Below are 26,388 nucleotides of genomic sequence, written 5' to 3'. Positions count from 1 at the left end.
CGGTTTCTCGAGAGAGAATCGAGCCCATGATCATCGTTCTCGATTCTTCGGCCCTGACCAGGGGTGCACGGTTCGACACTGCCGTCGCCGACGCTCGCGCGCTCGGACACCGCGTCGTCGTGCCGCGATTGGTCGTCCTCGAGGTTGCAAGCCGCTACCGCGAGGAATCGGCGGAGATGATCGCGGCTCTGAGCGTCCAGGCGCGCATGTACGACCGACTGGGGTTGCGGCGTGACCTCACGAGATTTGTCGACGCGGCTCACGACAAGGCCGACGGCTACGTCGACGGCGTGATCGAAGACCTCGTGGCGATCGGCGTCGAAGTGGTCGATCCAGTCGACGTGTCGCATCTCGAGGTGGCCGAGAGGGCGATCTCGCTGCGTCGGCCCTATACCGACAAGAAGAAGCGAGACGGATATCCGGCGACGCTGAACTGGCTGACCGTGCTCGATCTCGCCGACCGGAACCCGGGCGTCGACGTGATCTGGGTCAGTTCCGACGCACGGGTATACGGCGACGGCGAAGACGGGGTCTGGCATGGCGATCTCGCACGTGAACTGGCGTCGCGCGGCCTCGAGTATCGGGTTCGCTGGGCGTCGGACATCCCGGTGATCGACGGACCGGTGCAGGTGGAGCAGGTGGCGGAGGTCGAGGAAGCCGCTGAGGTCGCGCCCAAGGCCCCGGTTGCTCAGGGCTTCGTGGAGCCGGAAGCGGTGGTTCCAGCCGAGGTTCCCGAACCCGCGGCACCTGCAGCAGCCCCCGCCCCCAAGCCTGTTCAGCGCGCAGCGCGGACGAGAGTTGCGCCGCAGCGCATCGAACCCGCCCCGAAAGCTCAGTCCGGTGGACTGCGCGGTCTGGGCAAGGTCATCGGCGGGCGGAAACGAAAGGTCACGATCGTCGACGATCTCGACGAAGTCGACCTCTTCGGTGCCTGATCGCTTCTAATCTGGACAGATGTCTCTGTTGCCGACAGTCAGTCGAAGGACCGGAACTCGATACGGCAGGCCGAGTATCGAATCGCAGGTCCTCTACAACGCGTGTCGATGGATGCTTCGGCCCGTGGTCGGGATCGCGCCGCTGACGCCTGGCGCCATGCGCCGCGCCGCAGTGCTGGACTCGGCCGCGGGTGTACGCATTCCGTCCGGGATCGATCGGGAAGCGATTCGCTTTCCAGGTTTCGACGGTGAACTCGTGCGGACGGCAGGCTCGACGGCTGATCTGCGCGACGGTGTTGTTCTCTACCTGCACGGCGGCGGGTTCATGTGCTGCGGGCTCAACACGCATCGGCCGGTCGTTGCAAGCATCGCCAAGCGAACCGGCCTTCCGGTCCTGCACATCGCATATCGACAGTTGCCGAGCACGAGCATCAGCGGGTCCGTCGACGACTGTCTCGATGCATACCGGTGGCTCCTCGAACAGGGAGCCTTGCCGGAAAAGGTTGTCTTCGTTGGCGATTCGGCCGGAGGCTTTCTGGTCTTCGCGACGGCACTTGCAGCTGTTTCCGCGGGGCTCGAGGTTCCGGCCGGTCTTGTCGGGCTCTCACCTCTCCTCGATCTCGATTGCACCACCAAATCAGTCCACGCCAACGCTCGACGCGACGTGATCGCCCCGGTGTCGGCATTGATGGCGATCGGAAAGCTTGGCGGACAGACGAACTCACCCGTCGACGGCGATCTGGCCGCTCTGCCGCCGTCGTTGCTGATCGCCGCCGAATCCGAGGTGCTCAGAGTCGATTCGGAGGTGATGGCGCAACGGCTCGCCGCCGCGGGGGTGCCGTGCTCGCTGCAGATCTGGAACGGCCAGGTTCACGCGTTTCCCGCCGTCTGGCCTGGCTTGCCGGAGAGCCGGGCTGCGCTACGTGACGTTGCCAGGTTCATTCGCGCCAGGCTGGATGCGGTCCCGCCCCAGGTCGCGGGCGAAAGTTGTTCGGGAAGTTGAACTTCCGGTCCGGTTAGGGATTCTCGTGTCCTGACGTTGTGGTAGGTGCCATCGCGCGGGCATAGATCGATTCGAGCTCGGTTACTGCTGAACGTCGATCGACGTTGTCGGGATCGAGGCGATGTTGGAGGTTGATCCCGAGAGTGCCGGCCAGAAGGGTGACGGCAACCAACTCCGGATTGGTGACCGGGGTGTCGATCGAACGCAGGTAGTCCGCGTACAGCGTTCGCATTGCGACGTACTGCTCTGCGTAGGTCTCGCGGATGGTGGACCCGGGAATCACGGCTTCGATCAAGATGGTCGAGAAAATTCGTGCCTCGGGGTATGACATCAGTACGAAGTTGGCTTCGATCAATGCTTCGATTCCAGTCGCCGAGGATGATGCCAACTCTGCGCGTAGCTTTTCCATGCCCCACCGGAATGCGTCCTCGACGACGGCTCGTAGAAGCCCGTCCTTCGATCCGAAGTGCCAGGCCACGGACCCTCTGCTGATACCGGATCTTTCTGCCACGGCTTGTACGGACATCGCGGTCGACCCGCCTTCGGCAGCCAGTTCGGCCGCGGCTTTCACCAGTCGCCGTCTGGTTTCCTCGGAAATCTCCTGCTTGCGTGTCGACGCCATTCGGTGTTCCTGCCTTCTTTCGTTCTCGAGTGCAGCCAATTCCGGCACGCGGTGACGTCGACGCGCCCGTCGGGGCCGAGACCTGCGCACCGCACTCATGCTACGAGGCCGGCCATCGGCCGGCCGTATTCCTCTCGCGACACCCTCTTGCCTATGTTGATCGTCCAGTTCTATGCTGAGCGTCCAATAACTTAACGGAATGGGCGGACATGGAACTCATCGATCTGACTAGAACTCTCGATCCGGCCGATCGGGAATTGCTCCCCGAGGGTTTGAAGGCACTGGCTTCCGTCGTTGCCCCCTCGGTGACCTACTCGCACCCCGCAGGTGCCGGACGCGACGAGTTCGCGGCAGCACTGCAGTGCGGAGTTCATGATCTTCCGGACGGTGAGGGGTGGGGATCGGAGATGTTGAGTGAGTTCAACAGCCATCTGGGCACACACGTCGACGCGCCGTTGCACTACGGATCAACCTCGGAGGGTAAGCCTTCTCGCACGATCACAGACATCGCGTTGGATGAATTGTTCTGCGAGACAGTGGTGCTCGACCTGCGCGGCCGGTGCGAGGCGAATCAGCCGATCTCGGTGGACGCGCTGAAAGCTGCCCTGGCGGAAAACGGTGCGTCCGTTCCCCAGGGTGGTGCCGTGTTGCTCCGTACCGGACAAGAGAGCTTCACCTTGGCTGATCCAGGGTTCTTTCAGTATCCAGGGATGAGTCGCGAAGGCACGCTGTTTCTCGCCGAGCAAGGCGCGAAGGTGCTGGGCACCGACGCTGCCGGCTGGGACTTGAGCTTTGCAGTCATGGCGCAGAAATTTCGTGACACCGGGGACAACTCGGTTCTCTGGGACGGGCACCGGGCCGGACGCGAACGTGAAGTATTCATCGTTCAGCAACTGGCGAACCTCGCCGCGCTTCCGCCCTCGGGATTTCACGTGGCGTTTTTCCCGATCAAGCTTGCGCGAGCCAGCGCTGCCCCGGCTCGTGTGGTCGCGTTCGTCTGAGCAAAATTCCTGCCTCACCTAACGAACAATTCAGTGAAAGGTATTGACTCACAGTGAAACTTGCGACCGTCGAATACGAAAAGACTCAGCAGACGGCTCTGGTGACGGGCAGCGGCGAGCAACTGTTGTTACTCGAGCGAGCTCATCATGATGTGACGGGAAAACCGGCTCCAGAACTGGAAACCATGCAAACCATCATCGAAGGTGGTCCGGCGGCACGGGAGACGCTGGATCGGCTCGCAGACGAGCCGCCGGCAAGTGCAATCGTCGACGCAGGTGATGTGCGCTGGATGTCGCCGCTTCCTCAGCCGGTCCAGATCCGAGACTTCGGCTGCTTCATGGATCACTTCCGCAACGCTCGCGCCCGAATTCAAGGGGTCGCACTCGAGGACGTCGAACTGCCGAAGATCCAGTTGGAGCGCCCGCTGTATTACATAGCGAACCGATTGGCGGTGACCGGACACAAATCTGACGTCGTGTGGCCCGAGTACTCGAGCCTGCGCGATTACGAACTCGAATTCGCCTGTGTGCTGGGGCGCGGTGGAACCGACATCTCACGCGCGGATGCCCCTGCGCATATCTTCGGTTACACCATCTTCAACGATTTCAGCGCCCGCGATACTCAGCTCGAGGAGATCTCCACCGGACTCGGTCTCAGTAAGAGCAAGGACTTTTCGAACGCGAATGTCCTCGGGCCCTGGATCGTGACGGCCGACGAAGTCGGTGACCCCTACCAACTCGAGATGACCGCGAGAATCAACGGAGACGAGGTGAGCCGAGGAACCAGCGCCGACATGGACCATCGTTTCGAGGACGTGATTTCGTTCGCTTCGACTTCCACGCGGCTGTACCCGGGTGAAGTCTTCTGTTCCGGCACCGTGCCGAGTGGATGCGGCTTGGAGCACGGGCGGTTCCTGGAACCGGGAGACGTAGTCGAACTCGAGGTCACCGGCCTCGGTGTATTGAGGAATCGAGTGGTGGCGTGAGCGGCGAAGTCATGGTTCTCGGTGTCGGCGCGACTCTCTTCGGGCGGCACGCGGATACCGCGGCCTCGGAATTGGCGGGGCGTGCGGCGATCGATGCCGTCGAAGACGCGGGCCTGACCCGCGGTGACGTCGGTGCGGTCTTCTACGCGACAGTCAGCCAGAAGGCGATCGACCGGCAGCACATGATCCCAGGCCAGATTGCCTTGAGGCCATACGGTTTCGGGGGAGTCCCGGTCGTCAATGTCGAAAATGCCTGCGCCGGCGGCGCGACTGCACTCTGGCTGGCGATCGCCCACGTTCGCGCCGGTCTGTCCGAGGTCGCGTTGGCGGTCGGGGTGGACAAGCTGGTGTGCTCGGATCCGGCTCGAAGTCTGGAGGTGTTCGACGGTGCACTCGACGTTGCGCATCGCGACGAGACGCTCGCGGGCCTTGCTTCGCTGTCCGCTCCGCTGCCGGATGCACTCGGATCGCAGGGTGAGCGGTCGGTGTTCATGGAGATCTACGCTTCTCTTGCCCGGGCGCACATGGAGAGATTCGGAACCACCGAGTTCGAGCTCGCGTCCGTATCAGCCAAAAATCATGCGCATTCCGTGCACAATCCGCGGTCGCACTTTCGCAAACTCTTCAGCGTCGAAGAGGTGCTTGCCGCAAGGCGAGTCGCGTGGCCTCTGACAGTTCCGATGTGCTCGCCCGTCAGTGACGGTGCAGCGGCGGTCATTGTGACCAGTGCGGACTTTGCTCGAAGGCACGATTCCTCTCGGCGGGCGGCGCAGGTACTCGGTTGCAGCTTGGTGTCAGGCACGGATCGGACCGCAGATGACGTGGAGAGTCACATCGGTCGCCGTGCAGCAATGAGCGCATACGAGGAAGCCGGAGTCGGGCCAGGCGATGTGGATGTGGCAGAGGTCCACGACGCCACGGCCTTCGGTGAAGTGCAGCAGGTCGAGAATCTGGGGTTCTGCCCGATCGGTGAGGGCGGCGCGTGGTCGGCGTCCGGTGCGAGTTCGTTGGGAGGCGTGCGTCCGGTCAATCCGTCAGGTGGGCTCGAGTCCCGTGGTCATCCGGTCTCGGCAACGGGACTGGCGCAGGTCTTCGAACTTGTCACGCAGTTGCGTGGACAAGCAGGGCGGCGACAAGTTCCGGGTGCTCGAATCGCGGTCGCAGAGAACGGCGGAGGTCTCTACGGCATCGAGGAAGCCGTCGCCGCGGTCACGATCTTGGGAGGGCCACGATGAACGCGGACATCATGAACGATGAACCGATGGCGCCAGGCTTGCAGGTGCAAGCGGGATATGCGGATCTGATTCTGTCGGCGCTGCGACGCCGACCAGACCACATCGCGTTTCGATTCACGGATCGGAACGGTGATCGGGCCGAGCTGACATATTGGCAGACTGCGGAACAGATCGAGCGGATTGCAGGTGTCCTCAGTAGCTTCGCTCTGCCGGACGGAGCCGGGGTCGCCCTGCTTGCGGGGCCGTGTCCTGAAGCATTCACGGTCATGGCCGCGGCGTGTCTGGCGGGCGTGCGCTACACGGCACTCCATCCGCTCGCGACCGAAGAGAACGACAGGATGGTGCTGAAAGACAGTGGTACCGATCTCCTGTTGGTTGCCGACGGACAGTTCCAGGTACGCGCCGAAGCGGCACAGACTCGAGTGATGTCACTGTCAGCCCTCGAATCAGCGTGTGAATTGGGTACGGCGGGAATAGGTTCAGGCTTAGGCGGTCAGGGTCGAGCTTTGTATCTCTTCTACACCGGTGGAACCACCGGTGAGCCGAAAGGCGTCATGCTCAGGGACCGATCCTTGGTCGCCAATGCCTGGGCCTGCACCACGTGGGAGTGGCCGGCTGAAACCACCATGCTGCTCACTACGCCGATGTCTCATGCTGCCGGTCTGCTCGTCGCACCCGGTCTGCTGCGAGGTGCAAGCTTCGAGTTGCACAGGTCGTTCGACCCGGACAGAGTTGTCGACGCCATCGAAAATGGCGGAGTCACAGCTACATTCGTGGTTCCCACGATGCTCTATGCCTTACTCGACCATCCACGCCTGTCGGATGCGAATCTGTCTGGGCTGAACTGGATGCTTTACGGTGCTGCACCCATCGACCCCACCAGGCTCGAGCAGGCAGGGGCGGTGTTCGGGCCGATCCTGAGCCAGCATTACGGTCAGGCCGAAGCCCCGAATGCGTTGACGGTACTCGATACACGTGAGCACACGGACGATCCCGCAGTTTTGGGGAGTTGTGGGCGCGCGATGCCAGGTGTCGAAGTGGTGTTGCTTGACGAGCAGGGAAACGAGACGGCGACGGGCGTACCCGGCGAGCTTTGTGTGCGAGGTCCGCTCGTGATGGACGGCTATTGGAACAAACCTGAACAAACCGCTGCAGCGCTCGCGAATGGGTGGTTGCACACTGGCGACGTTGCTCGAATCGACGAAAGTGGGCTCATCTCGATCGTCGACCGCATCAAAGACACGATCATCAGTGGTGGATTCAACGTCTACCCGCGCGAAGTCGAGGACTCACTCGGACATCATCCCGCGGTGGCAGCATGTGCGGTATTCGGTGTCCCCGATTCTCAATGGGGAGAAGCTGTTACCGCCGCAGTCGTACTGAAGACGGGATGGTCGGTCACACCCGATCAACTCATCGCGCACGTGAGATCGCACAAGGGTCCGATCTGGGCGCCCAAGGAGATTTCGATTCTGGAAGCGCTGCCGCTCACTGCTTTGGGGAAGATCGACAAGAAGGCACTCCGTGGCGCGTCACCGACCTAGTGACGCGACAACTGCCCGTGCGAGGGCGTCGGCAGATCCAGGGGCGAATGGCAGAAAGAGTTCTGGCTCGATCAGTTCCACTTCCATGAGCAGTGGCTGATCCACCGGACCCACGACGTCCACACGCGCATAAAGCAATTCGCCGGGGCCGCATGGGGTCGCGGCCAGTGCTGCGTCGGCCACCGCGAGTTCGGCGGCGGACGGTTCGTGGAGGTGGTTGGTTCCGCCGTGAAATTCCTGCACGCGGAAGTCGTTGGCGGCCGGGATCTTCCGGACAGCGTGCGAGTAGCGTCCGCCGATGTGGATGATCGAGCGCTCACCGTCGACGACGTCCGAGACGAATGGCTGGACCAACGCGTCGTTGCCACTCTCGAGGATCGAGCTGAGGTGAGCGTGGGCCTGCGCGGACCCCGAGGCAAACTTTCCCACTCCGACAGCGCCGGCGGACACTGCCGGCTTGACGATGACGTCGGCACCCTCGAACGAAGGGAGGGTGAGTGTTTCGCTCTGTCCGGCAGCGATCACAGCGGTGGGGACGATAGGTACGCCGGCCGCGGCAAGTTCGGTGAGGTATCCCTTGTGTGCGTTCCACTTCACGATCGAGAGTGGATTGGCGATCGGAGCGGTCAGCTGATCGAGAACGGCAAGAAATTCGTCGAGGCGCTGGGTGTAGTCCCAGGTCGACCGGATCAGAACCAGGTCGGCGTCGATATCGAGGAGGGACGGGCTCGACCACGGCGCCATCGTCGACGCGATGCCGTAGGAGGTGAGAGCATCCATGACGAGTTTGCTTTCGACATCCGCCTCGCGGGCGGCGCCGTCACAGGTGAGCAGGAGAACCGTGGTCATGCCACGATGCTTTCACGGCTGGCGCCCTGTACGACTAGCGAGGTGGCCCCTCGTCGAGGACCATCGACCCGGTCCCGGGTTGCCCGGTTGCGTCCACCCACGTCACCGCGACGGTGTCGCCGGGGCGGCGCGAGCTCATCGCCGCGTTGAGATCAGCGGACGACGCGATCCGGCTGCCACCGAACTCGGTGATGACCGCACCTTTGGTCAGCCCCACCCGCTCGGCCGGCGAATCGAAGCTCACGGCAACAACTTCGGCGCCGGCCGGCATGTCCGCGTGATCCTTCACCGCGACACCGAGTACGGGTGTCGGTCCCACACGCACGTTCTCGGAGGAGCGGCCACCGAGTACCTGCTCGACGATCGGTAGTGCGGTGTCGATCGGTATCGCGTAGGACTGAGGCGCCGGTGAGGTTTCGGTGCGGTCGGTGACGGCGTTGCCCGCGCTGCTGACGCCGATCAGCTCGCCAATGGCGTTGACCAGGGGGCCACCGGAATCGCCAGGCCGGATGTCCGCGTCGACCTCGATGAGGCCCTTCAACTGGTTTCGCGATCCGTCGGACACGTTGCGGGTGTTGACGGTGACACCGAGGTTGGTGATGACGCCGGGAGCAGGGACGGGTACTCCGCCGCCTTCCGCATTTCCGATTGCGGTGACGGCATCCCCACGAGTGGCTTCTGCTGATTTGCCGACCACAGCCACCGGCAGATCGTCAGCGCCCGCGAGTCGAAGGACAGCAAGGTCGCTGACGCTGTCGTACCCGAGGATCTCGGCGTCGTAGATCAGTCCGTTGGACATGCTGACGGCAGTGACGTCCGAAGCTCCGCTGATGACGTGGTGATTCGTGAGCACCACTCCGTCAGGGGAGAGCACGATCCCGGTCCCAGCAGTGGTGGTGAATCCGGCCGGCGCCGTGATGGTGACGATGGTGGGGACCACCCGGGCCGAGAGCTCCTCCGGGGTGAGCGGAACAACCGGCGCGGGTGGGGTGGTCGTGATGACGGTGACCGGTGCGGACTCGATCGTTCCCGGAGTCAGGGGCGGTGCGACCAGCGCGAGACCACCGAGGCCGGCTGCGAGAACGACGGCCGTCCACAGGCCGCGTCTGCTCGCACGTTTGGTCATCCAGCCGTCCGTCCCGCCGGTGTCATGCCATCGAGTCGTGAAAGGTGAAGATTACCGATTCGGCGAATCTTCGGCCACAAAACCGGGCAACATGCCGTCCGCGCGGAGCGTCGCCAGGGACGGCGCGGCAGCGTCCTTTGCGGAGAGCTCGTAGGTCAGAGGGTTGCCCTTACGGTCTGTTCTCGGCCATTCGATCTCGAGTTCCGGATCGAAGGGATCGAGGTCGCGGTCCAGGTGGGGCGAGTATTCGATGCTGCACAGGTACATCACTGTCGATCCGTCTTCGAGTGAAAGGATCGCGTGGCCGAGGCCTTCCTCCAGGAACACCGCTCGTCGATCGACGTCGTCGATCACCACCGCATCCCACTCGCCGAAGGTCGGTGATCCGACGCGCAGGTCTACGACAACGTCGAGGAAGGCACCTTTCACGCAGGTGATGTACTTCGCCTGTCCGGGCGGATTGTCGGTGAAGTGGATCCCGCGGAGGCTACCGGCTTCGGAGACCGAGCAGTTGGCCTGCGCGAGGTCGAGAGTGCGGCCCGTCGCGGCGGTGAAGGCGGAGCTTTTGAACCATTCGAGAAAGACACCGCGGTTGTCGCCGAACTGCTTCGGTGTAATTTCCCAAGCTCCGGCGATCTTCAGTGGACGGATTTCCACGTCACCATTCCTTGCCGTGCTCGAGCAGCTCGAGTAGGTAGTTGCCGTACCCGGATTTGCCCAATGCTTCTGCCTGAGTGCGTAATTGGTCGGAGCTGATGAATCCTTGACGCCACGCAACCTCTTCAGGGGAACCGATCTTGAGGCCTTGGCGGTGTTCGATGGTCCGCACGTAGTTCGCTGCCTCGAGCAGGGAATCGGGTGTGCCGGTGTCGAGCCACGCGGTTCCGCGGGGGAGGACATCGACAGAAAGTTTGCCAGCTTCGAGATAGTGCTGATTGATGTCGCTGATTTCGTATTCGCCACGCGCAGAGGGCTTCAGAGTGCGTGCGATGTCCACGACGTCGCTGTCGTAGAAATAGAGGCCGGGGACTGCGTAATTGGATTTCGGTGACGTCGGCTTTTCCTCGATGGACACGGCGCGACCCGAGTCGTCGAATTCGACGACGCCGTAGGCGGTCGGATTCGAGACCCAGTAAGCGAATACGGCTCCGCCGTCGATGTCGGAGAAACGCCTGAGTTGGGTTCCGAGGCCGGGGCCGTAGAAGATGTTGTCGCCGAGGACGAGCGCCACGGAGTCGGATCCGATGTGCTCTGCGCCGAGGGTGAATGCCGTTGCGAGGCCGTTCGGTTCGTGTTGCACTGCATAGGTGAGGTTGACGCCGAATTGTGAGCCGTCGCCGAGAACCCGGCGGAATTGTTCGGCGTCGTGTGGGGTCGTGATGATCAAGATGTCGCGAATGTCGGCGAGCATGAGAGTGGAGAGCGGGTAGTAGATCATCGGCTTGTCGTAGACGGGCAAGAGTTGCTTGCTCACTCCGAGGGTGATCGGGTGCAACCGCGACCCGGTGCCACCGGCCAGAATGATTCCGCGCATGCGTGCAGTGTCCTGCACTCCTGCCTGCCGACGCAAACGGACATGACACGCCCGGCCGCTAAAGTGGGGTTCGTCCGATGAGCCTGAGGAGATGACGTGCGACTACTGGTCACCGGGGGTGCCGGCTTCATCGGTGCCAATTTCGTTCATCAGACGGTGGCGACGCGTCCCGACGTGGAAGTCACGGTTCTCGACGCTCTGACCTACGCCGGAAATCGCCAGTCCCTGGCGTCCGTCGAGGACCGGATCACGTTTGTCCACGGCGACGTGGCCGACGAGTCGCTGGTCGACGATCTTGTCTTGCGCTCCGACGCAGTCGTGCACTTCGCGGCCGAAAGCCACAACGACAATTCCATCGCCGACCCCGAACCGTTTTTGCGCACCAACGTCATGGGAACCTTCTCGCTCCTGCAGGCAGTGCGTTCGCACGGGGTCCGTTATCACCACATTTCGACCGACGAGGTGTACGGCGACCTCGAACTGGATGATCCGGCGAAGTTCACGGAGACGACACCGTACAACCCGTCGAGCCCGTACTCCGCGTCCAAGGCGTCGAGTGATCTGTTCGTGCGCGCCTGGGTGCGCTCCTTCGGGATCGCGGCGACCATCTCGAACTGCTCCAACAATTACGGCCCGTACCAGCATGTGGAGAAGTTCATCCCACGCCAGATCACCAATCTGCTCGACGGAGTGCGTCCACGGTTGTACGGGGAAGGCCGCAACGTCCGCGACTGGATTCACGTCGAGGACCACAACCGCGCCGTCTGGGACATTCTGGACCGCGGAAAGTCCGGCGAGACTTATCTGATCGGCGCCGACGGTGAAACCGACAACCGGACGGTGATTGCGGCTCTGCTCGAAATTTTCGGACGCAAGCCGGACGATTTCGACTTCGTCACCGACCGCCCTGGTCACGATCTGCGGTATGCGATCGATTCGACGCGACTGCAGCAGGAGCTCGGGTGGAAGCCGCAGTACCGCGATTTCCGAAGCGGACTGGAAGCCACCGTCGAGTGGTATCGCGACAACGAGCAGTGGTGGCGTCCGCAGAAGGCCGGCGTCGAGACGCAGTATTCCGCGGCCGAGAAAGTGATCTGACCGAACGTCAGGCTTTGGTGGGGTCCGGCACCCGCGAGCGCTCGTGCACGAGTGCATTGCGCAGGCCTCGTGATCCCGACAGTGCAGCCACGACGCCGGCAAAGACCTCACAGAGGGTGAACAGCAGCCTCGACGCCAGTGCGAGGCCGAGCGCGACGCCGGCATCCATGAACGGTGAAAGCGCTGCGACGATGACGGCTTCGCGGACACCGATTCCGGACGGGACGACAAAGACGAGGACCCCCGCGCACATACCGAGGGCGAGAGCGCCGATGCACTGGACGAGCCCACGGATTTCGAAGCCGGCCGAACTGGACGCGAGCAGCCACAACTGGATGCCGTAGAGCACCCAGCTTGCTGCGCACCAGCCCAACGCGAGCGCAATCTTGTGCATCGTGAGCGGCTTGTGCAGCGGCGTGCGGCGGAGCAGTTTCAGCGCGAGGTTCACCAGGCGTGTGAGCACCGGCGGGTAGGCGCAGACCAATGCGATCGGTACGAGGATGATCACGCCGACCGCTGCCGCCGTGCTGACCTCGAACAGGGCAGGTAGACCGAAGAGGCCGACGACCAGCGCCGAAGTTGTGCTCAACCCCACCGTGACCAGCACTGCGACAAAGCCTGCGGCACGGGACACACCGGCGCGCCTCACGAGTTCCGTTTGCAGAACGAAGGCCCAGACACTGCCGGGAAGGTACTTGCCGAGTTGGCCGACCAGATAAGCGCGAGCGGCGTCGAAGGCCGGAATCGGTTGTTCGAGGGCGCCGAGTGCGTGTTGCCAGGCCCGCACTGCGGCACCCATACCGAGGAAGATGAACACCGACGAGGCGGCAAGCGTCCACCAGTTCAGCTCGGTGATCGTGTTCTTGACCTCGGACCATTGGGACTTCACCGCGAAGATGATCGCGACGACGATCGCGAGGGTGACGAGGACCTTGAATCCGTTGACGAGAAGGCCGCGTAGAGCGTTCGGCTCTGCGGCCGGTTCGACGTCTTCGACCGGTTGTTCAGATTCGGGAGAGGTACTCACGCGCCTGCATCCCGCCCGTTCGTCATTTCGCAGACGATACCAACCAGGATTTGTCTCGCTAAACCACGAGCGGTTTGTCGGCGCGTTCCCGCCACCAGGTGAAGGCCTCCGACAGCGAGTCCGGAATGGCCGGTGACGTGCCGAAGCTGCCGGCGGCGTAGAGGTCTTCGATTGCGGAAATGTCCGCGTCCGAGATACCCGATCGGCTCATTCCGACCCGGTTGACACCGTGCAACGACACCGGGTTGCCGAAGGCCTTGGAGAAGGGCGGGACGTCCTTGACCACGACGGTTCCCATGCCGATCATGGATCCGGAGCCGACGACGCGTCGTTGGTGCGCGACAGTGTGCATGCCCAGGTTGACGCCGTCTCCGACGCTGACGTGCCCGGCAAGCGTCGTACCGGAGGACACGACGCAGCGGTCACCGATCTGCACGTCGTGCTCGATTCCCACTCTGTTCATCACGAAGCAGTCTTCGCCGATTTCGGTGCGGCGTTCGCTTCCCTGATGGACTGTGCTCAATTCGCGAATCGTCGTTCGAGCACCGATTCGAATTCCCAGACCGGCGCTGACGGACCAGGACGTCGGATGTAACGCGCCGAGGATCTCGGGGGGAGCTCCCAAGACCGCTCCCGAGCCGATCCAGCAGTCGTCGCCGATCTCGAGTGGGCCCGTGAGTACCGCGTTCGGTCCGATCGTGACTCCCGCCCCGATCAGTACGTCGGCGCCGATCACGGCGGTCGGATGGATGTGGCAGTCGGCTCGTTCAGACATGCAGGTTCCGGAATCCTCTCGAAGTATCGAATCGTGTTTCGATACGCTTCCTGGGTTGTCGGGGTATTTCGTTCCGACGACGGTCGGATGAATCTATCGGAGGTAACTCAGTGATCGCGATATCCAGTATCTCGTTCGGGGAAGAAGTCGAGCGCGAGGTGCTGGACACTCTGCGATCGGGAATCGTCGCGCAGGGACCCAAGGTGAAGCGGCTCGAGGACGAGTTCGCGGCGCTGGTGGGCACGCGACACGCGGTGGCGGTGAACAACGGCACTACGGCGTTGATCGCGGCTCTCCAGGTCCAGGATCTTCAGCCAGGTGACGAGGTTTTGACCACGCCGTTCACGTTCGTGGCCACGCTCAATGCGATTCTCGAGGCAGGCGCGACGGCGCGGTTCGCCGATATCTCCGAGTCCGATTTCAACATCGACCCGGCAGTCGCTGCCGATCGAATCGGTGACCGCACGAAGGTGCTGATGCCGGTTCATCTGTACGGACAGTCGGCGGACATGGGCGCATTGATGCCGCTGGCATCGAAAAACGGTCTGACTGTCGTCGAGGACGCCGCTCAGGCCCACGGAGCGACGTACGACGGGCGAGGCGCCGGCAGTTTCGGTGTGGGTTGCTTCTCGTTCTATGCAACGAAGAACCTCACGACCGCCGAGGGCGGAATGATCACGACCGACGACGACGCGATCGCCGATCGACTTCGGGTCCTGCGCAACCAGGGCATGCGGGCGCGCTACCAGTACGAGATGGTCGGCCAGAACTACCGGATGACTGACCTCCAGGCGAGCTTGGCTCTGCCCCAGATGGCGACGTACATGCAGCAGGTCGAGGCGCGCCGCCGGAATGCGGAGGCCTTGCGTGTCGGCCTGAAGGACGTCGAAGGACTGATCCTGCCGAGCGAACTGTCCGGTCGTGGACATGTCTGGCATCAGTTCACCTTGCTGCTGGCGGAAGACGCACCGATCACTCGCGACCAGTTGAGTGAGCGTCTGGCCGCGAAGGACATCGGTAGCGGCATCTACTACCCGAAGGCCGTCTACGACTACGAGTGCTACCGCGAACATCCGCGCGTCGTCATCGACGAGACGCCGGTGGCCACTTCGGTTGCGTCGCGGTGCCTGAGCATCCCCGTCCACGCTGCGTTGTCCGCCGGCGACGTCGATCAGATCGTTGCCGCGGTTCGCGGCGCCATGGAGGCCTGAAAAATGACTGCTAGCAAGCCACGTATCGCTCTTGTCGGATCCGGTCAGATGGGCTCGCTGCATGCGCGGGTCATCGCGCAGTCGCCGCTGTGCGAGTTGGATCTGCTGATCGAGCCGCGCGAGGAGCAGGGCAAAGCTGTCGCTGCGCGGTTCGATACGCGTTGGGCCGCCGATTTCGACTCGCTCGACGGTATCGACGCCGTCGTGATCGCCGCTGCTACGCCGGCGCACTACGAGTTGGCCGGGCGGGTTCTCGATCTGGGGAAGCCTGTCCTGGTGGAGAAGCCGTTGGCTGCGACGTACGAGCAGAGCGTCGACCTGGTCGATCGTTCGCGCGCGTCCGGTGTTCCCCTGATGTGTGGACTGCTCGAACGGTTCAATCCCGCTGTCCGCACCGCCCGTGAGTTCTCCGGCGATGTGTGGCAGGTGAACGGTATCCGCCACTCGCCGTTCGTTTCCCGCATTCCGACGGGTGTCGCGACGGACCTGCTGATTCACGATATCGACCTTGCCATCGGATTTGCCGGCTCGGAACCCAGTTTGGCAAAAGGGGAGTTCGGCTACTTCCACCCGACATCCGTGCAGAACCGGTCGGAAGATTGCGCCGACGCCGTATTGCGCTTCGGATCAGGTGCTGTTGCAACGATTTCCGCGAGCCGGATCAGTCAGCGCAAGATTCGCCAGCTGTCGTTGCTCGAGGCCGATCGACTCATCGAGATCGATCTCTTGCGTCGCGACATCACGATCTACCGGCACATCGACGACAACATGCCCACCGATCGGGACGGCTACCAGCAGCAGACGGTCATCGAAATTCCGACGATCCGCTACAGCGAGGAACCGCTTGCCGCGCAGCTGACGCATTTCCTCGGATTGGTGCAGGGCACCGGTGACGCAGACGGTGAGCGAGCGTCGATTCTGCCCGCTCACCGCGCGGTTCACGAGGTGACGGAATCTGCGTTGGCTGCAGCGTTGTCGTCCTGACCGCTGCGTCGGCGTCGGAAGGCCCACGCTCCTTGAGACAGTGCCAGGAGCAATCCGACGCCGGCGACAGTCCAGCCGAAAGTGCTTCCGGGTGGACTGAATTCGATGGTGAGGGCGGATCCGGACGTGGCACTCGGCGGTAGATCGACCTGCAACAACCCGCCGGGGCTGGCCTTCGTCTCGACCGTCTGACCATCTACGGTCGCGCTCCAACCCGGCCAGGCCAGCAGGGCGAATGTGACCGTGCCTGATCCGGTGTATTCGACGGTTTCCCTGGTGTCCGTAGTGGCGGCATCGCCACGCACGTCGAGACCAGGCGTCGTTGCCGATACGCGACCGTCGGGCCACTGATGCTCGGTGGTGCGATGGCCGACCGTGACCACCCGATCCGGCGATACGGTCCACTCGCCCTCCGGTAGGGCGTCGAGGGCGCGTTTTCCGCCGTACGGTCCGGAATTCTGAACGACGACCGTGTCGACTCGCATCGCGTCGAGCCAGGACACACCCGTTCCCGGCGACTCAGCGAGCAGTCGGTCGACGCCGTCCGGACACTGGACACCGCCGTAGTAGTTCAAGCACAGTGCTTGAACGAAATCGTTGTAGCTGATTCCGGCGTAGCTGTTGACGGCATTGACTCCGGCAGGCTGCCAGGCGTTGCCGAACAGGAGGTCACCCCACTGCCCGGTTTCGTTGTCCGGCGGGATGTTGACGGGGTCGGCAATCGCGAAAGTGGTTCCCTGGTAACGGTCCTCGAACTTGGACTCCAGGAATGCCACCTGCCTGGGGAACTTCCACGGTGTCACGTTGTAGTTTCCGGTGAACCAGAAATTGGTCTGAGCACTGAGCACGACGACGATGCCGACAGCGAGTGCACCGGCGAGGTAGCGGGGCTTTCGGTAGGCCACGACCAACGCGAAGACGGTGAGAACCACGGTGATTATCAGTGATGCCGAGTGAATACCGATGTCTTCCGGGACATTCGACCAGGCAAGATAGAACTGAAGTGCCAACAATCCCGCGGTGATGATTGATCTTGTCCGGATTCGATCACGATGCAGTCCGGCAGAGAGGGCGACCGCCGTGACCACGATGGCGGGCAGTTGACCGTACTCGAGCAGTCGCGCGGGCCAACGGAAAAGCCACAGATTCGACGGTCCGAGAAGTAGTACGACGTAAATTCCGCCGAAGACGAACAGCGAGACGCTGTGGCGGCCCAACTTCTTCAGTGACTTCCACTGAATCCACGGTGCGAGCGGTATGAGGAACCAAGCCAGGTACACCAGCGGAATCGTCATGGCAGGCGAAGCGAAAGCGGTGACGTACGGCTGGTTCGACGGGCCGGAGAGGTTGAGCAGGTCACCGAGATCGGGTCGAAGCGAACCGTCGTTCGCGATTCCGGACTGAGTACGCACCGACACGCCGGTGGTGAAGAGCAACGGTAGATACACGATCAGCGACATCATGATGATCGCTGCCGCGCTGATCATCAGTGATTTGATGCTGCCTGCGCGTTTGATTGCGATGCATTCCGCTATGACAGCGAGGTAGACGACCGCGACACCGACAGCGCCGTACGGGTTTCCGGTGGTCATCGCAAGATAGCCGAAAACGATCGGTACCAGGGGGTTCACTCGGCCGAGGGCGCTGGCGCGGGTAGACCACCAGACGTGGGGGATCCAGGCGAAGGCGATCAGCCCGGACGCCCAACTGGAGGCGTCGAAATAGAGCGTGTATCCGGCGAACGGCATGGCAAATCCGGCGATGAAAGCCATCGACCGATTGGCGCCGTACTGGCGGGCCACCAGATAAACGCCTACCGCGAGAATCGCCATGAATTGCATCTTGACCAGGGTGATTCCGATTCCCAGGTTCGGAATGAGTGCAATGGCAACCGAATCCAGAAGGATCACGGGATTGTATGTCCCGTAAAGGGCTTCGGCTGTGACATTGCCGCCGGCCCACAATTCGGGAATGAGCGTCGGCCATGACCCGGACAGGATTCGCTGGCCGATCGTGTGCCAACCAGGCGTGAAAGCTGCTGCGCTGTCGTCCCAGTAGTAGAACCACCGATTGGAGATCAGTGGGATGGCGGCGACGATCGACACCAGGGCGGCGAGAAGAATTGGCGGCACCACGCGTTGTGCGAGCGGTAAGTCAGATTTCACGATGTGCTTTCGTCTTCGAGTCGATGGCTGTTGTTCGGAGCCTGGGTCGTGCTCTTTTTCTCGGAGCCTGGGCTGCGCCTTGTTTCTCGGAGCGTAGTATTCCGACGAGTTCGAACTGCAGTCGGGGAAGTAAGGAGATCGGGACGTGGCGACATCGCGAACGGAACCCGTTCGTGGGGAACCAGCTACGCCGGAACTCTCGGTGATCATCCCCGCATACAACTCAGGCGAGGTGCTGGAGTCGACGGTGCGTCAATTCGCCGAGTACTTCACCAGCCGCCCGGCCGAGAGCGCCGGTCAGGTCGAGATCATCGTCGTGGAGAACGGTTCGACGGACAACACTGCCGACGTGTGTGCTGCTCTGGCAGCTTCCTGGTCTTGGCCTGGAGTGACCTTCCTGCCGATGAGCAGCGACAAAGGGATGGGCGCAGCGCTTCGCGCCGGGACGCTTGCTTCGCGTGGACGACGCGTGTTGCTCACCGCGGACGACCTTCCGTTCGGTTTCGGTGACATCGAAGGCGCCGACCGCGTGATGGCGGATCTAGGGTCCGTCCCGCCGGTGGTCATCGGTTCAAAGGCTCATTCGGACTCAGAGGTGGAACGTGGCTTGCTGCGTTCGGTGATGACGGGTGGATTCGCGACGCTGCGACGGGTGGTGCTGGGTACCCGCACGGGCGATCCCCAGGGAACTTTCATCGTCGACGGTGTCTTGCTACGTCGAATCGCACCCTCGTTGACCGAGCGTGGCTTCCTTTTCACCACCGAATTGGACTACGCGCTCGAATTGGCTGGGGTGCGCCCGGTCGAGGTCCCGATCCGACTCAGCGACGATCATCTGGCGCACGCGAGCCGTATCTCGCCCAAGGACGTGGTCCAGATGGCGAAGGGTCTGTTGTCGCTTCGTCGGCGAAAGACCGAGCTGCGCTCCGCCGCTGCAGTGAGTAATCACGGGTAGACCTGGTGTGACTCGGTGCCCGGGGCGCCGAGGTGCGGATTCGCGATACCCTGCGGGGCGTGGATACCGTGAACACGACCGATGACCAGTCCGATTCCGGAGTCGAGTTGATCGAACGCAGCGCGACGTCGGATCGACTGCTGGCGCAGCGGACGTTGTTCACCGGAACTTCGCCCGTCGCCAGTGACGAACTGTATGCGGTGACCAAGGTCGGTATGTCGACGCGATCGCGGTTCGAGTTGCGGCTTCAGCCGGGCGCGGTCGCGCACACCAATACCTTCTTCGGTCGTTTTCCGGCCAGCTACTGGCAGCGCTGGACCAATGTCACCGAGGTCACCGTCACTGCACATGTCGTGGCCGATACCGCTTGCCGCATCCAGATCCAGGCCTCGGACATCGGTGGCCACCGTCGTATCGTGACGAACGTCGTCGTGACCGGCGACGAGCGAGTGTCCATGACCGCCCCGCTCGATACTTTCGTCGACGGCGGGGCACTGTGGTTGCAGTTCGAAGCGCAGGGTGGCGGCGCAGTGGTCGACGATGTGGAATGGACCGTCGTCTCGCCGGAGTCGATTCGCCCGGTAGCCGTGGCGATCTGCACGTTCAATCGTGCGGACGACTGTGCGCGCACGGTCGAGGCCCTCGCGTCCGACGAGCGTGTACTCGCGTTGCTCGACGCTCTGTACGTCGTCGATCAGGGAACGGATCCGGTAGAGAGCCGTGAGCTGTTCCAGGAAGTGTCGAAGAAGTTCGGTTCGCGGTTGCAGTATCTGCGGCAGGCAAACCTAGGTGGTGCGGGCGGGTTCACGCGGGGCTTGTACGAAGCTTCGGCGGCCGGACCGCACGCCGACGTGATCTTGATGGACGATGACATTCTGTGCGAGCCCGAATCGGTTCTTCGACTGAGTGCGTTCGCGAACATGACGACGGAGCCGGCTTTGATCGGCGCCCAGATGCTCTTTCTGTTCAACCCCGACTTCCTGTTGGCTTCGGGTGAACGCGTCGATCTGGGCACCCTGCAGCGTGGTGTACCGACCGATGAGCACGGTGTTCGCAACCGGAGTGTGCTCGAGAAGCTGCCGGAACGCCGCGTGGATGCCGAATACAACGGCTGGTGGTCTTGCCTGATCCCTGCTGAAGCCATCGAGCGGATCGGCTTGCCACTGCCGGTCTTCTTCCAGTGGGACGACGTCGAGTACAGCTTGCGGGCCGGGCGGGCCGGGATTCCCACCATCACGTTGCCGTCGGCTGCTGTCTGGCATGCGGACTTCTATTGGAAGGACGTCGACGGTTTCGCGCACTACTTCAGTACGCGCAACGGACTGATCACCGCTGCGCTTGACCCAGGGTTTGCACCCAAAACCCTCGCGAAGCAGCTCTCCCGCGACATTTCGCATTCGATCGTGGGTTTGCAGTACGGCCTTGCACACACGCAACTCCGGGCGATCGAGGGATTCCTCGAGGGGCCGGAAGGTTTGGCGGACGGTGGGCAGAAGGCGCTTGCCGCGATCAACCAGGAACGTAAGCGCTTCCCCGAGACTGTGACCCGCCCGGCGTCGGAGCTGCCGGGCAGGCTGCCGATCCGCCGCGTTGCGCCCAGCCCGAAACCCGGTTTGTGGACGGACCTCGTTCTGGCGAAACGCGCTGTGATGCAGGCTCGCAATCACCTCGAGCGAGGTCCGGTGGCGATTTCGTACGAGGACGCGCAGTGGTGGCACGTCGGACGTTTCGATCACGTCTTCGTCACCGATGCTTCGCAGGGAGGCGTGCGTGAACGCCGCTTCGACAGCGAGAAGGCCGCCGAGATGAGCGGCCGCCTCGCCGGCGTCATGAAGCGGTTCCTCGCCGAAGCGCCAAGTGTGGCTGAAGCATTCGCTCGCGAGTTCCCGCAGCTCACCAGCCGCGAGAACTGGGCCCGTCTGTACGAAAAGTGAGCCTCAGCGCACTATCTTGGCGATGACCTGCTCGTTGTCGACGGTGTACCCGAGGTATTCGAACGAGATGCCGGTGCGTGTGACGAACTCCGTCCACGCCCGGTACTCGTGCTGCTGCCACCCGGGATAGTTGAAGAATTCGTCGAAGACGACGATCGACCCGGGGACCAGTCGGTCGCCGAGCAGATCGAGCACGGTCTTGGTGGACGAGTAAAGGTCGGCGTCGAGGTGCAGGAACGCAACGGGGCCGGGTTCGTCGTTCAGGAACGAGGGCAAGGTGTCCTCGAAGAGGCCCGGAACAAGTTGCGCTCCAGGCACTTCGGGGATGGATTCCTGTGCGAACTCGCCGACCGGGAACCCGGTGCGCCAGGTCTCCGGAAGGCCGGAGAACACGTCGAAACCCGCGACGGTTCCCTCGCGTTCGGTGAATGCCTCCGCGATGATCCTGAGTGTGGTTCCGCTGGCAACGCCGAATTCGAGTGCCATGCCGGGTATTTCGATCAATCCCAGTGCATGGCGAAGCGTGTCGTGCGGGTGGCCGAATGTCTCCGCGACGCGAAGGTGTTCGAGGATGAACTCGGCAGTCGACGCTGTCGCTTCCAGATCCACGGCGTAGGCCAGATCCCGACGCTGGCGAAATTCCAGCTCGTCGATCCTGGACCGGAGGCCCGCGATGTCACCGCGGGCCCCGGCCAGTTCGTCACGTGAGAGTGCCAGCGCATCGAGGATCTGTTGCGTGCGATCTGCGTTGCGCCGGTCGGCGGCCTCGACCACCTCGGATACCGCACGCTGAAGCTTGGTTCTGGCGCTGGAACGGAACTGCTCGAACATGGCAACCTCTCGTCGGGATCACTCCCATGCTGCCAGGCTTTGTTCGCTACCGGTCCCGACCGCGGTAGTGACTCTTGAGTTGTCGGGAGATCACCTTGATCTCCCGCGTCCTCTCTGCCTGCAGACGAGCATCGCTTCGCGCGGCGTTCCATGCATTCTCTCGCTGTAGTTTCCGGTAGCTCGCGAGCCTCCGCTCATCGATATCGCCACGCCCGAGTGCGCTCAGGACTGCGCATCCCGGCTCGGAGTTGTGTGCGCAATCGGAGAACCGGCACTCTGCAATCAGCTCCTCGATCTCGGGGAACGTCTTGTCGATCCCCTCCGCCGCGTTCCACATGCCGACCCCTCGCAGGCCGGGTGTGTCGATCAGTGTCCGACCGCCGGAGAATGAGATCAACTCTCTGGTGACGGTGGTGTGGCGTCCCTTTCCGTCACCGGTCCGAACGCGACCGGTCTCGAGTCGATCGGCGTCTGTGGTGTCCGCGAGGAGGGCGTTCGCGAGCGTCGACTTACCGGCGCCTGATGGACCGAGTATCGCCACGGTGCCGTCCAGAACTGCATCGAGTACATCCATTCCTTCGTTGGTCTCGGCACTCACAGCAAGCACGGTTGCGCCGGGCGCGATGGCGCAGACTTGGGTGAGAGTGTCGGAGATATAGTGAGCTGCATCGGATTTGGTGAGTGCGACGACAGGGGTTGCGCCGCTCTCCCACGTGAGTGCGAGTAGCCGCTCGATGCGCCCGAGATCGACGTCGCCGTCCGAAGCCGTGGCGATGACGACTGTGTCTACGTTCGCAGCCAGAATCTGGCCTTCTGATTTTCCGGATGCCGAGGATCGAACGATGCTGCTTGATCGAGGGAGTATCGAAGTGACCGTGTGCATCTCGGGTTCGCGTGAGTCCCGTAACTCGGCCACGGCGACCCAGTCACCCGTACAGAGTGGATCGCTGCCGCTCAGTGCGCGAACTGTGCCTTCGGCGACGGCCACGTCACACCGCCCTCGGTCGACGCGAAGAACGCGCCCGGGTGCGGAGTCCGGTGGGGCCAGGGCAGTGAATGTGTTCGAGAGTGTTGCGTTCCAACCGTATTCGGTCAGGGGCGTGCTGTTTTCCGACATGGTGAGTGTGTCCTCGAGTACGAAGAAGTGTGAATGTTGACGGTGCTGAAACTGCGGAACACGACAGTCATCAATACTCACTCCTCGAAAATCTCAGGACGCACCATGCGTCGGATCAGAATCGTCTCAGCCGCGGTCGCGACTGTGCAACTGATTTAACTCGGGGCGGCCGACTTAACTCGGACGTTCGAACTTCTCTTCCCGGCCGAGCTTGCGCAATCGCATCCACTCGCGCAGTCCGGCCGGATCGCGGCGTGTGATCAGGAAGTACCAGCCGAACCGAACCCATTCCTGCGGAAGCAGTTTCCGCATTCCCGGTTGGGAGAGGATGTATCCACGGTTGCGGTACGTGAAGTAGCGCTTCGTGTCGTTGTCGGGGTACTGCGTGTGCATGCGTCCGCCGAGGATCGGCTTGAACTCGTCCGCGCCGTTGGGGTGGACGTAGGCAGTTTGCAGGCAGGTACCGAACTTCAGGCCGGAGCGCACGAGGCGACGGTGTACCTCAACCTCGTCGCCGCGGACGAACAGGCGTAGATCCGGAACTCCGACGGCATCGATCGCGTCGGCGGTGAACAGTGCGCCGTTGAAGAGGGACGCGATACCGGGCAGGAGATCCTCGTCGCCGAGTTCGGAACGCAACCGGCGCCACGACGTACCGCGGCGAAGTGGGAAGGCGAGGCGGTCGGGGTCGTCGATGTCGCAGACGACGGGGGAGACCTCGGCCAGGTCGTTCCGAATTGCACAGTCGAGCAGTGTTTCCAGGACCTCAGGCCCCTCCGGGCGGCCGTCGTCGTCGGCGAGCCAGACGCGGTCGGCGCCGAGTGAAAGCGCGTAGAGAATGCCAAGAGCAAATCCTCCGGCACCGCCGAGGTTGTGCTGAGAACCGATGTAACTGGTCGGCAGTGGAGCGTTGTCGACGAGCTCTTTCACATCGGCTTCGTCGGCATTGTCGACGACAACCAGATGATCGAGCGGACGCGACTGGGTGCTGAGAACCTTCAAGGATTCGGCCAGCAGTTCACGACGCTTGTGAGTGACGACGACCCCGATGATTTTCTCGGGTGCGCTCACGGGGTGTTCTCCCGTTCCATTTCCTTGATCACGTGGCGCACATGTTCGGCGGCGTCGTCACCTTCGTAGGCGCGTACGACGTCTTCGATGTCGCCTTGCATGCGGATCTGGCCGTGGTCGATCCACATCGCACTGTTGCACAGCTGAGCGAGGAATTCGTTGGAGTGGCTGGCGAATACCAGGATGCCGGAGCGTTCCACCAGCTTCTGCAGCCGGATGCGGGCCTTCTTCATGAATTCCGCGTCGACGGCACCGATGCCCTCGTCGAGAAGCAAGATCTCGGGATCGATACTGGTCACGACGCCCATGGCAACGCGAACGCGCATACCGGTGGAGTAGGTACGCAGTGGCATGGAGAGGTATTCACCGAGTTCGGTGAATTCGGCGATCTCGTCCATCTTCGCGAGCATCTGCTTGCGGGTCTGACCAAGGAACAGGCCGCGGATGATGATGTTCTCGTACCCGGAGATTTCCGGGTCCATGCCGACACCGAGGTCGAAGACGGGTGCGACGCGTCCGCGAATGCTGGCGGATCCCCGGGTCGGTTCGTAGATTCCGGAGAGCAGGCGCAGCAGGGTGGATTTGCCGGCGCCGTTGTGGCCGACGAGCCCGATGCGGTCGCCTTCCTTGAGCGTCATCGTGATGTCGCGGAGCGCTTCGACGACGACGACATCGGAGTCGTTGCGGCCGATGGATCCTCCGGCCTTGCCGAGGAAGGCCTTCTTGAGCGAGCGGGATTTCGCGTCGAAGATCGGGAAGTCGACGCACGCGTTCTGCGTGTGGATGCTGACTGGCTGACTCATGTGTTTCCTCTAGACCCAGTAGGGCACGCGTGCCCGGTACTTGCGGAGTGCCAGAATCGCGACGGCCCAGCCGACGACGGTGAAGGCGATGACGATGTACCAGTGGTATGCCTGCTGGTCGGCCCCGATGAGTGGTGCTCGGATGATCTCGAGGTAGTGGTACAGCGGGTTGAGCTCGGCGAGTCGCACGCGCCCTGCGGCTTCTGGACTTTGATCCTTGAGAGCCTGCGTCGTCCACATGATCGGCGTCAGCACGAACAGCAGCAGGGTGAGGCTGCCGAGGATGGGGGCGATGTCGCGGTACCGGGTGGAGAAGATACCGAAGACGATCGAGACCCACAGCGTGTTCGCGACGATCAGCACGAATGCCGGTATTGCCGCGAGCGCCGTCCAGCTCATGTTCTGCCAGATACTGAACGCGAACAGAAGAACTATGTAGATCGCGAAGTTGTGCGCGAAGAACAGCACCTGACGCCAAACCAGGCGATATACGTGCACACTCAACGCCGACGGCAACTGCTTGATCAGGCCCTCGTTGGCGATGAAGACCTCGGAACCTTCGAGAATGCTTGCACTGATCAGGTTCCACACGATCAGCCCGACCGTGACGTACGGCAGGAACTCCTTGAGCGGAATGTTCAGCAACGCGGAGTACAGAAGACCCATCGCGGCGGCCTGAACGCCGGTGGCGATCGTGATCCAGAACGGTCCGATCACCGACCGGCGGTAGCGCTGTTTGATGTCCTGCCAGCCGAGGCTGAGCCACAACTCACGCTGATTCAGACCGTCGCGAAGGTCTTTGAACGCACGACGGAACGTCTGGGAGTCGGACACGGGCGCAGGTGCGTCCGGCGTCTCGGATTCGATTGCGGATGCTGACACGGAGGTCGAGCCTACCGGCCTGGCGTCGGCGCCGGATTTCCCTCGGACCTAGCGGTGGTCCGAGTTACAGATACTGGCCGGTTCCTGGGCTCTGTTGGTCCGGATGTGCAGGCGAATGCGGAGCCCCGATGCTCATGCCGGGAGGCAGTGCGCCCTGACGCATTTGTTCGAGCTGAGCGCGCGCTGCCATCTGCTGCGCGAACAGTGCGGTTTGAATTCCGTGGAACAGTCCTTCGAGCCAGCCGACGAGTTGGGCCTGCGCGATTCGCAGTTCGGCGTCGGAGGGAATGGAGTCGTCGGTGAACGGGAGGCTCAGTCGCTCGAGTTCTTCACGGAGTTCGGGTGCCAGGCCTTGTTCCAGTTCTCGGATGGACGAGGTGTGGATGTCCTTGAGGCGCTTGCGGCTGGCGTCGTCGAGCGGCGCGGCGCGCACTTCTTCCAAGAGTTGTTTGATCATCGTGCCGATTCGCATGACCTTCGCCGGCTGCTCGACCATCTCGGCGACGGACTCGGCTTCGGATTCCGCGCCTTCGGTGGTGCCGGAGGTGGAGGCCTCTGCCTCGGCCGCCGGCATCGCGACGGGTCGACCGTCGGGTCCGATAACGAGTACCTGCTCTTTGTCGGGGTTCGTCATGCTTCCATCTTGTCGTGTGTGGGCGACAAACGCCGCGTAACCCCCAAAAAGTTAGCTATCGAATAA

Annotated in this window: 25 protein-coding genes; 11 read left to right on the top strand and 14 right to left on the bottom strand. The window is 62.6% G+C overall.

Going from position 1 to position 26,388, the window contains the following annotated elements:
• The first annotated feature begins 26 nt into the window (after positions 1-26).
• Together G4D79_RS04045 and G4D79_RS04040 are read left to right on the top strand one after the other, a co-directional pair.
• Entirely contained in the window at positions 27-935 is a 909-nt protein-coding gene (locus tag G4D79_RS04045; RefSeq protein WP_099696814.1) for a PIN domain-containing protein, read from the top strand.
• A gap of 19 nt (positions 936-954) precedes the next feature.
• Entirely contained in the window at positions 955-1,938 is a 984-nt protein-coding gene (locus G4D79_RS04040; protein WP_030535811.1) for an alpha/beta hydrolase, read from the top strand.
• A 13-nt stretch (positions 1,939-1,951) separates the two neighbouring features.
• On the opposite strand, the gene G4D79_RS04035 is transcribed toward G4D79_RS04040, so the two are convergent.
• The gene (locus G4D79_RS04035; RefSeq protein ID WP_158170230.1) at positions 1,952-2,560 is read right to left on the bottom strand and encodes a TetR/AcrR family transcriptional regulator; all 609 of its coding nucleotides are present in this window, start codon (positions 2,558-2,560) and stop codon (positions 1,952-1,954) included.
• Positions 2,561-2,769: 209 nt separating this feature from the next.
• Between G4D79_RS04035 and G4D79_RS04030 the strand changes: the two genes are divergently transcribed.
• The 4 genes from G4D79_RS04030 to G4D79_RS04015 are packed head-to-tail and all read left to right on the top strand — an operon-like array spanning position 2,770 to position 7,326.
• Positions 2,770-3,561, top strand: a complete 792-nt coding sequence (locus G4D79_RS04030; RefSeq protein WP_051649531.1) for a cyclase family protein — start codon at positions 2,770-2,772, stop codon at positions 3,559-3,561.
• 53 nt (positions 3,562-3,614) lie between these two features.
• Entirely contained in the window at positions 3,615-4,547 is a 933-nt protein-coding gene (locus G4D79_RS04025) for a fumarylacetoacetate hydrolase family protein (RefSeq protein ID WP_030535808.1), read from the top strand.
• Entirely contained in the window at positions 4,544-5,782 is a 1,239-nt protein-coding gene (locus G4D79_RS04020) for a thiolase family protein (RefSeq protein WP_099696813.1), read from the top strand. Before G4D79_RS04025 ends, G4D79_RS04020 begins: the two co-directional genes overlap by 4 nt.
• Entirely contained in the window at positions 5,779-7,326 is a 1,548-nt protein-coding gene (locus G4D79_RS04015; RefSeq protein ID WP_058038043.1) for an AMP-binding protein, read from the top strand. The genes G4D79_RS04020 and G4D79_RS04015 overlap by 4 nt, the downstream gene beginning before the upstream one ends.
• Here the strand turns inward: G4D79_RS04015 and G4D79_RS04010 are convergent.
• From G4D79_RS04010 to rfbA, 4 genes are read right to left on the bottom strand one after another with little or no spacing between them, the layout of a single operon-like run.
• The gene (locus G4D79_RS04010) at positions 7,315-8,175 is read right to left on the bottom strand and encodes a RimK family alpha-L-glutamate ligase (protein WP_099696812.1); all 861 of its coding nucleotides are present in this window, start codon (positions 8,173-8,175) and stop codon (positions 7,315-7,317) included. The genes G4D79_RS04015 and G4D79_RS04010 overlap by 12 nt on opposite strands.
• A gap of 34 nt (positions 8,176-8,209) precedes the next feature.
• Positions 8,210-9,301: a S1C family serine protease gene (locus G4D79_RS04005; protein WP_065455070.1), complete on the bottom strand. Its 1,092-nt coding sequence runs from the start codon at positions 9,299-9,301 to the stop codon at positions 8,210-8,212.
• 51 nt (positions 9,302-9,352) lie between these two features.
• Entirely contained in the window at positions 9,353-9,958 is a 606-nt protein-coding gene (locus G4D79_RS04000; protein WP_065455071.1) for a dTDP-4-dehydrorhamnose 3,5-epimerase family protein, read from the bottom strand.
• A 1-nt stretch (position 9,959) separates the two neighbouring features.
• On the bottom strand, positions 9,960-10,835 hold the full coding sequence (rfbA, locus tag G4D79_RS03995; RefSeq protein ID WP_003943968.1) for a glucose-1-phosphate thymidylyltransferase RfbA: 876 nt from the start codon (positions 10,833-10,835) through the stop codon (positions 9,960-9,962).
• Between the two features lie 96 nt (positions 10,836-10,931).
• Here rfbA and rfbB point away from each other — a divergent pair, with 96 nt between their 5' ends.
• Entirely contained in the window at positions 10,932-11,933 is a 1,002-nt protein-coding gene (gene rfbB, locus G4D79_RS03990) for a dTDP-glucose 4,6-dehydratase (protein ID WP_099696811.1), read from the top strand.
• 7 nt (positions 11,934-11,940) lie between these two features.
• On the opposite strand, the gene G4D79_RS03985 is transcribed toward rfbB, so the two are convergent.
• Both G4D79_RS03985 and G4D79_RS03980 read right to left on the bottom strand, forming a co-directional pair.
• Positions 11,941-12,960, bottom strand: a complete 1,020-nt coding sequence (locus G4D79_RS03985; protein ID WP_058038039.1) for a lysylphosphatidylglycerol synthase transmembrane domain-containing protein — start codon at positions 12,958-12,960, stop codon at positions 11,941-11,943.
• A 58-nt stretch (positions 12,961-13,018) separates the two neighbouring features.
• Positions 13,019-13,735 carry a DapH/DapD/GlmU-related protein gene (locus G4D79_RS03980; RefSeq protein ID WP_099696810.1) on the bottom strand — a complete coding sequence of 239 codons (717 nt, stop codon included), beginning with the start codon at positions 13,733-13,735 and terminating at the stop codon, positions 13,019-13,021.
• 110 nt (positions 13,736-13,845) lie between these two features.
• Here G4D79_RS03980 and G4D79_RS03975 point away from each other — a divergent pair, with 110 nt between their 5' ends.
• Together G4D79_RS03975 and G4D79_RS03970 are read left to right on the top strand one after the other, a co-directional pair.
• Positions 13,846-14,946, top strand: a complete 1,101-nt coding sequence (locus G4D79_RS03975) for a DegT/DnrJ/EryC1/StrS aminotransferase family protein (protein ID WP_042950324.1) — start codon at positions 13,846-13,848, stop codon at positions 14,944-14,946.
• 3 nt (positions 14,947-14,949) lie between these two features.
• A complete protein-coding gene (locus tag G4D79_RS03970; RefSeq protein ID WP_007731789.1) occupies positions 14,950-15,930 on the top strand; it encodes a Gfo/Idh/MocA family protein in 981 nt (326 codons plus the stop codon).
• Here G4D79_RS03970 and G4D79_RS03965 read toward each other — a convergent pair.
• A complete protein-coding gene (locus G4D79_RS03965; RefSeq protein ID WP_099696809.1) occupies positions 15,885-18,095 on the bottom strand; it encodes a hypothetical protein in 2,211 nt (736 codons plus the stop codon). The two genes, G4D79_RS03970 and G4D79_RS03965, sit on opposite strands and share 46 nt — an antisense overlap.
• A 145-nt stretch (positions 18,096-18,240) precedes the next feature.
• Between G4D79_RS03965 and G4D79_RS03960 the strand changes: the two genes are divergently transcribed.
• Both G4D79_RS03960 and G4D79_RS03955 read left to right on the top strand, forming a co-directional pair.
• On the top strand, positions 18,241-19,050 hold the full coding sequence (locus G4D79_RS03960) for a glycosyltransferase (RefSeq protein WP_054827093.1): 810 nt from the start codon (positions 18,241-18,243) through the stop codon (positions 19,048-19,050).
• 68 nt (positions 19,051-19,118) lie between these two features.
• A complete protein-coding gene (locus tag G4D79_RS03955; RefSeq protein WP_099696938.1) occupies positions 19,119-20,984 on the top strand; it encodes a glycosyltransferase in 1,866 nt (621 codons plus the stop codon).
• 3 nt (positions 20,985-20,987) lie between these two features.
• Here the strand turns inward: G4D79_RS03955 and G4D79_RS03950 are convergent, their stop codons facing one another.
• The 6 genes from G4D79_RS03950 to G4D79_RS03925 all read right to left on the bottom strand — a co-directional run bounded on the left by G4D79_RS03950 (position 20,988) and on the right by G4D79_RS03925 (position 26,322).
• Positions 20,988-21,815 (bottom strand): TylF/MycF/NovP-related O-methyltransferase, encoded by an 828-nt coding sequence (locus G4D79_RS03950; RefSeq protein ID WP_099696808.1) that lies wholly within the window; start codon positions 21,813-21,815, stop codon positions 20,988-20,990.
• A gap of 46 nt (positions 21,816-21,861) precedes the next feature.
• Positions 21,862-22,932 (bottom strand): ribosome small subunit-dependent GTPase A, encoded by a 1,071-nt coding sequence (rsgA, locus tag G4D79_RS03945; protein ID WP_099696937.1) that lies wholly within the window; start codon positions 22,930-22,932, stop codon positions 21,862-21,864.
• Positions 22,933-23,106: 174 nt separating this feature from the next.
• Positions 23,107-24,003 (bottom strand): glycosyltransferase, encoded by an 897-nt coding sequence (locus G4D79_RS03940; protein WP_007731778.1) that lies wholly within the window; start codon positions 24,001-24,003, stop codon positions 23,107-23,109.
• Positions 24,000-24,806, bottom strand: a complete 807-nt coding sequence (locus tag G4D79_RS03935; protein ID WP_007731776.1) for an ABC transporter ATP-binding protein — start codon at positions 24,804-24,806, stop codon at positions 24,000-24,002. Before G4D79_RS03935 ends, G4D79_RS03940 begins: the two co-directional genes overlap by 4 nt.
• A 9-nt stretch (positions 24,807-24,815) precedes the next feature.
• Positions 24,816-25,688: an ABC transporter permease gene (locus G4D79_RS03930; RefSeq protein ID WP_019746445.1), complete on the bottom strand. Its 873-nt coding sequence runs from the start codon at positions 25,686-25,688 to the stop codon at positions 24,816-24,818.
• Between the two features lie 64 nt (positions 25,689-25,752).
• The gene (locus G4D79_RS03925) at positions 25,753-26,322 is read right to left on the bottom strand and encodes a bacterial proteasome activator family protein (RefSeq protein ID WP_003943894.1); all 570 of its coding nucleotides are present in this window, start codon (positions 26,320-26,322) and stop codon (positions 25,753-25,755) included.
• Between the last annotated feature and the right edge of the window lie 66 nt (positions 26,323-26,388).

The organism is Rhodococcus sp. WY5, assembly GCF_018588185.1.
Lineage (GTDB): Bacteria > Actinomycetota > Actinomycetes > Mycobacteriales > Mycobacteriaceae > Rhodococcus_F > Rhodococcus_F qingshengii.
Note: the sequence above shows the minus strand (reverse complement) of the source record. Positions and strands in the feature narration are given on the sequence as shown.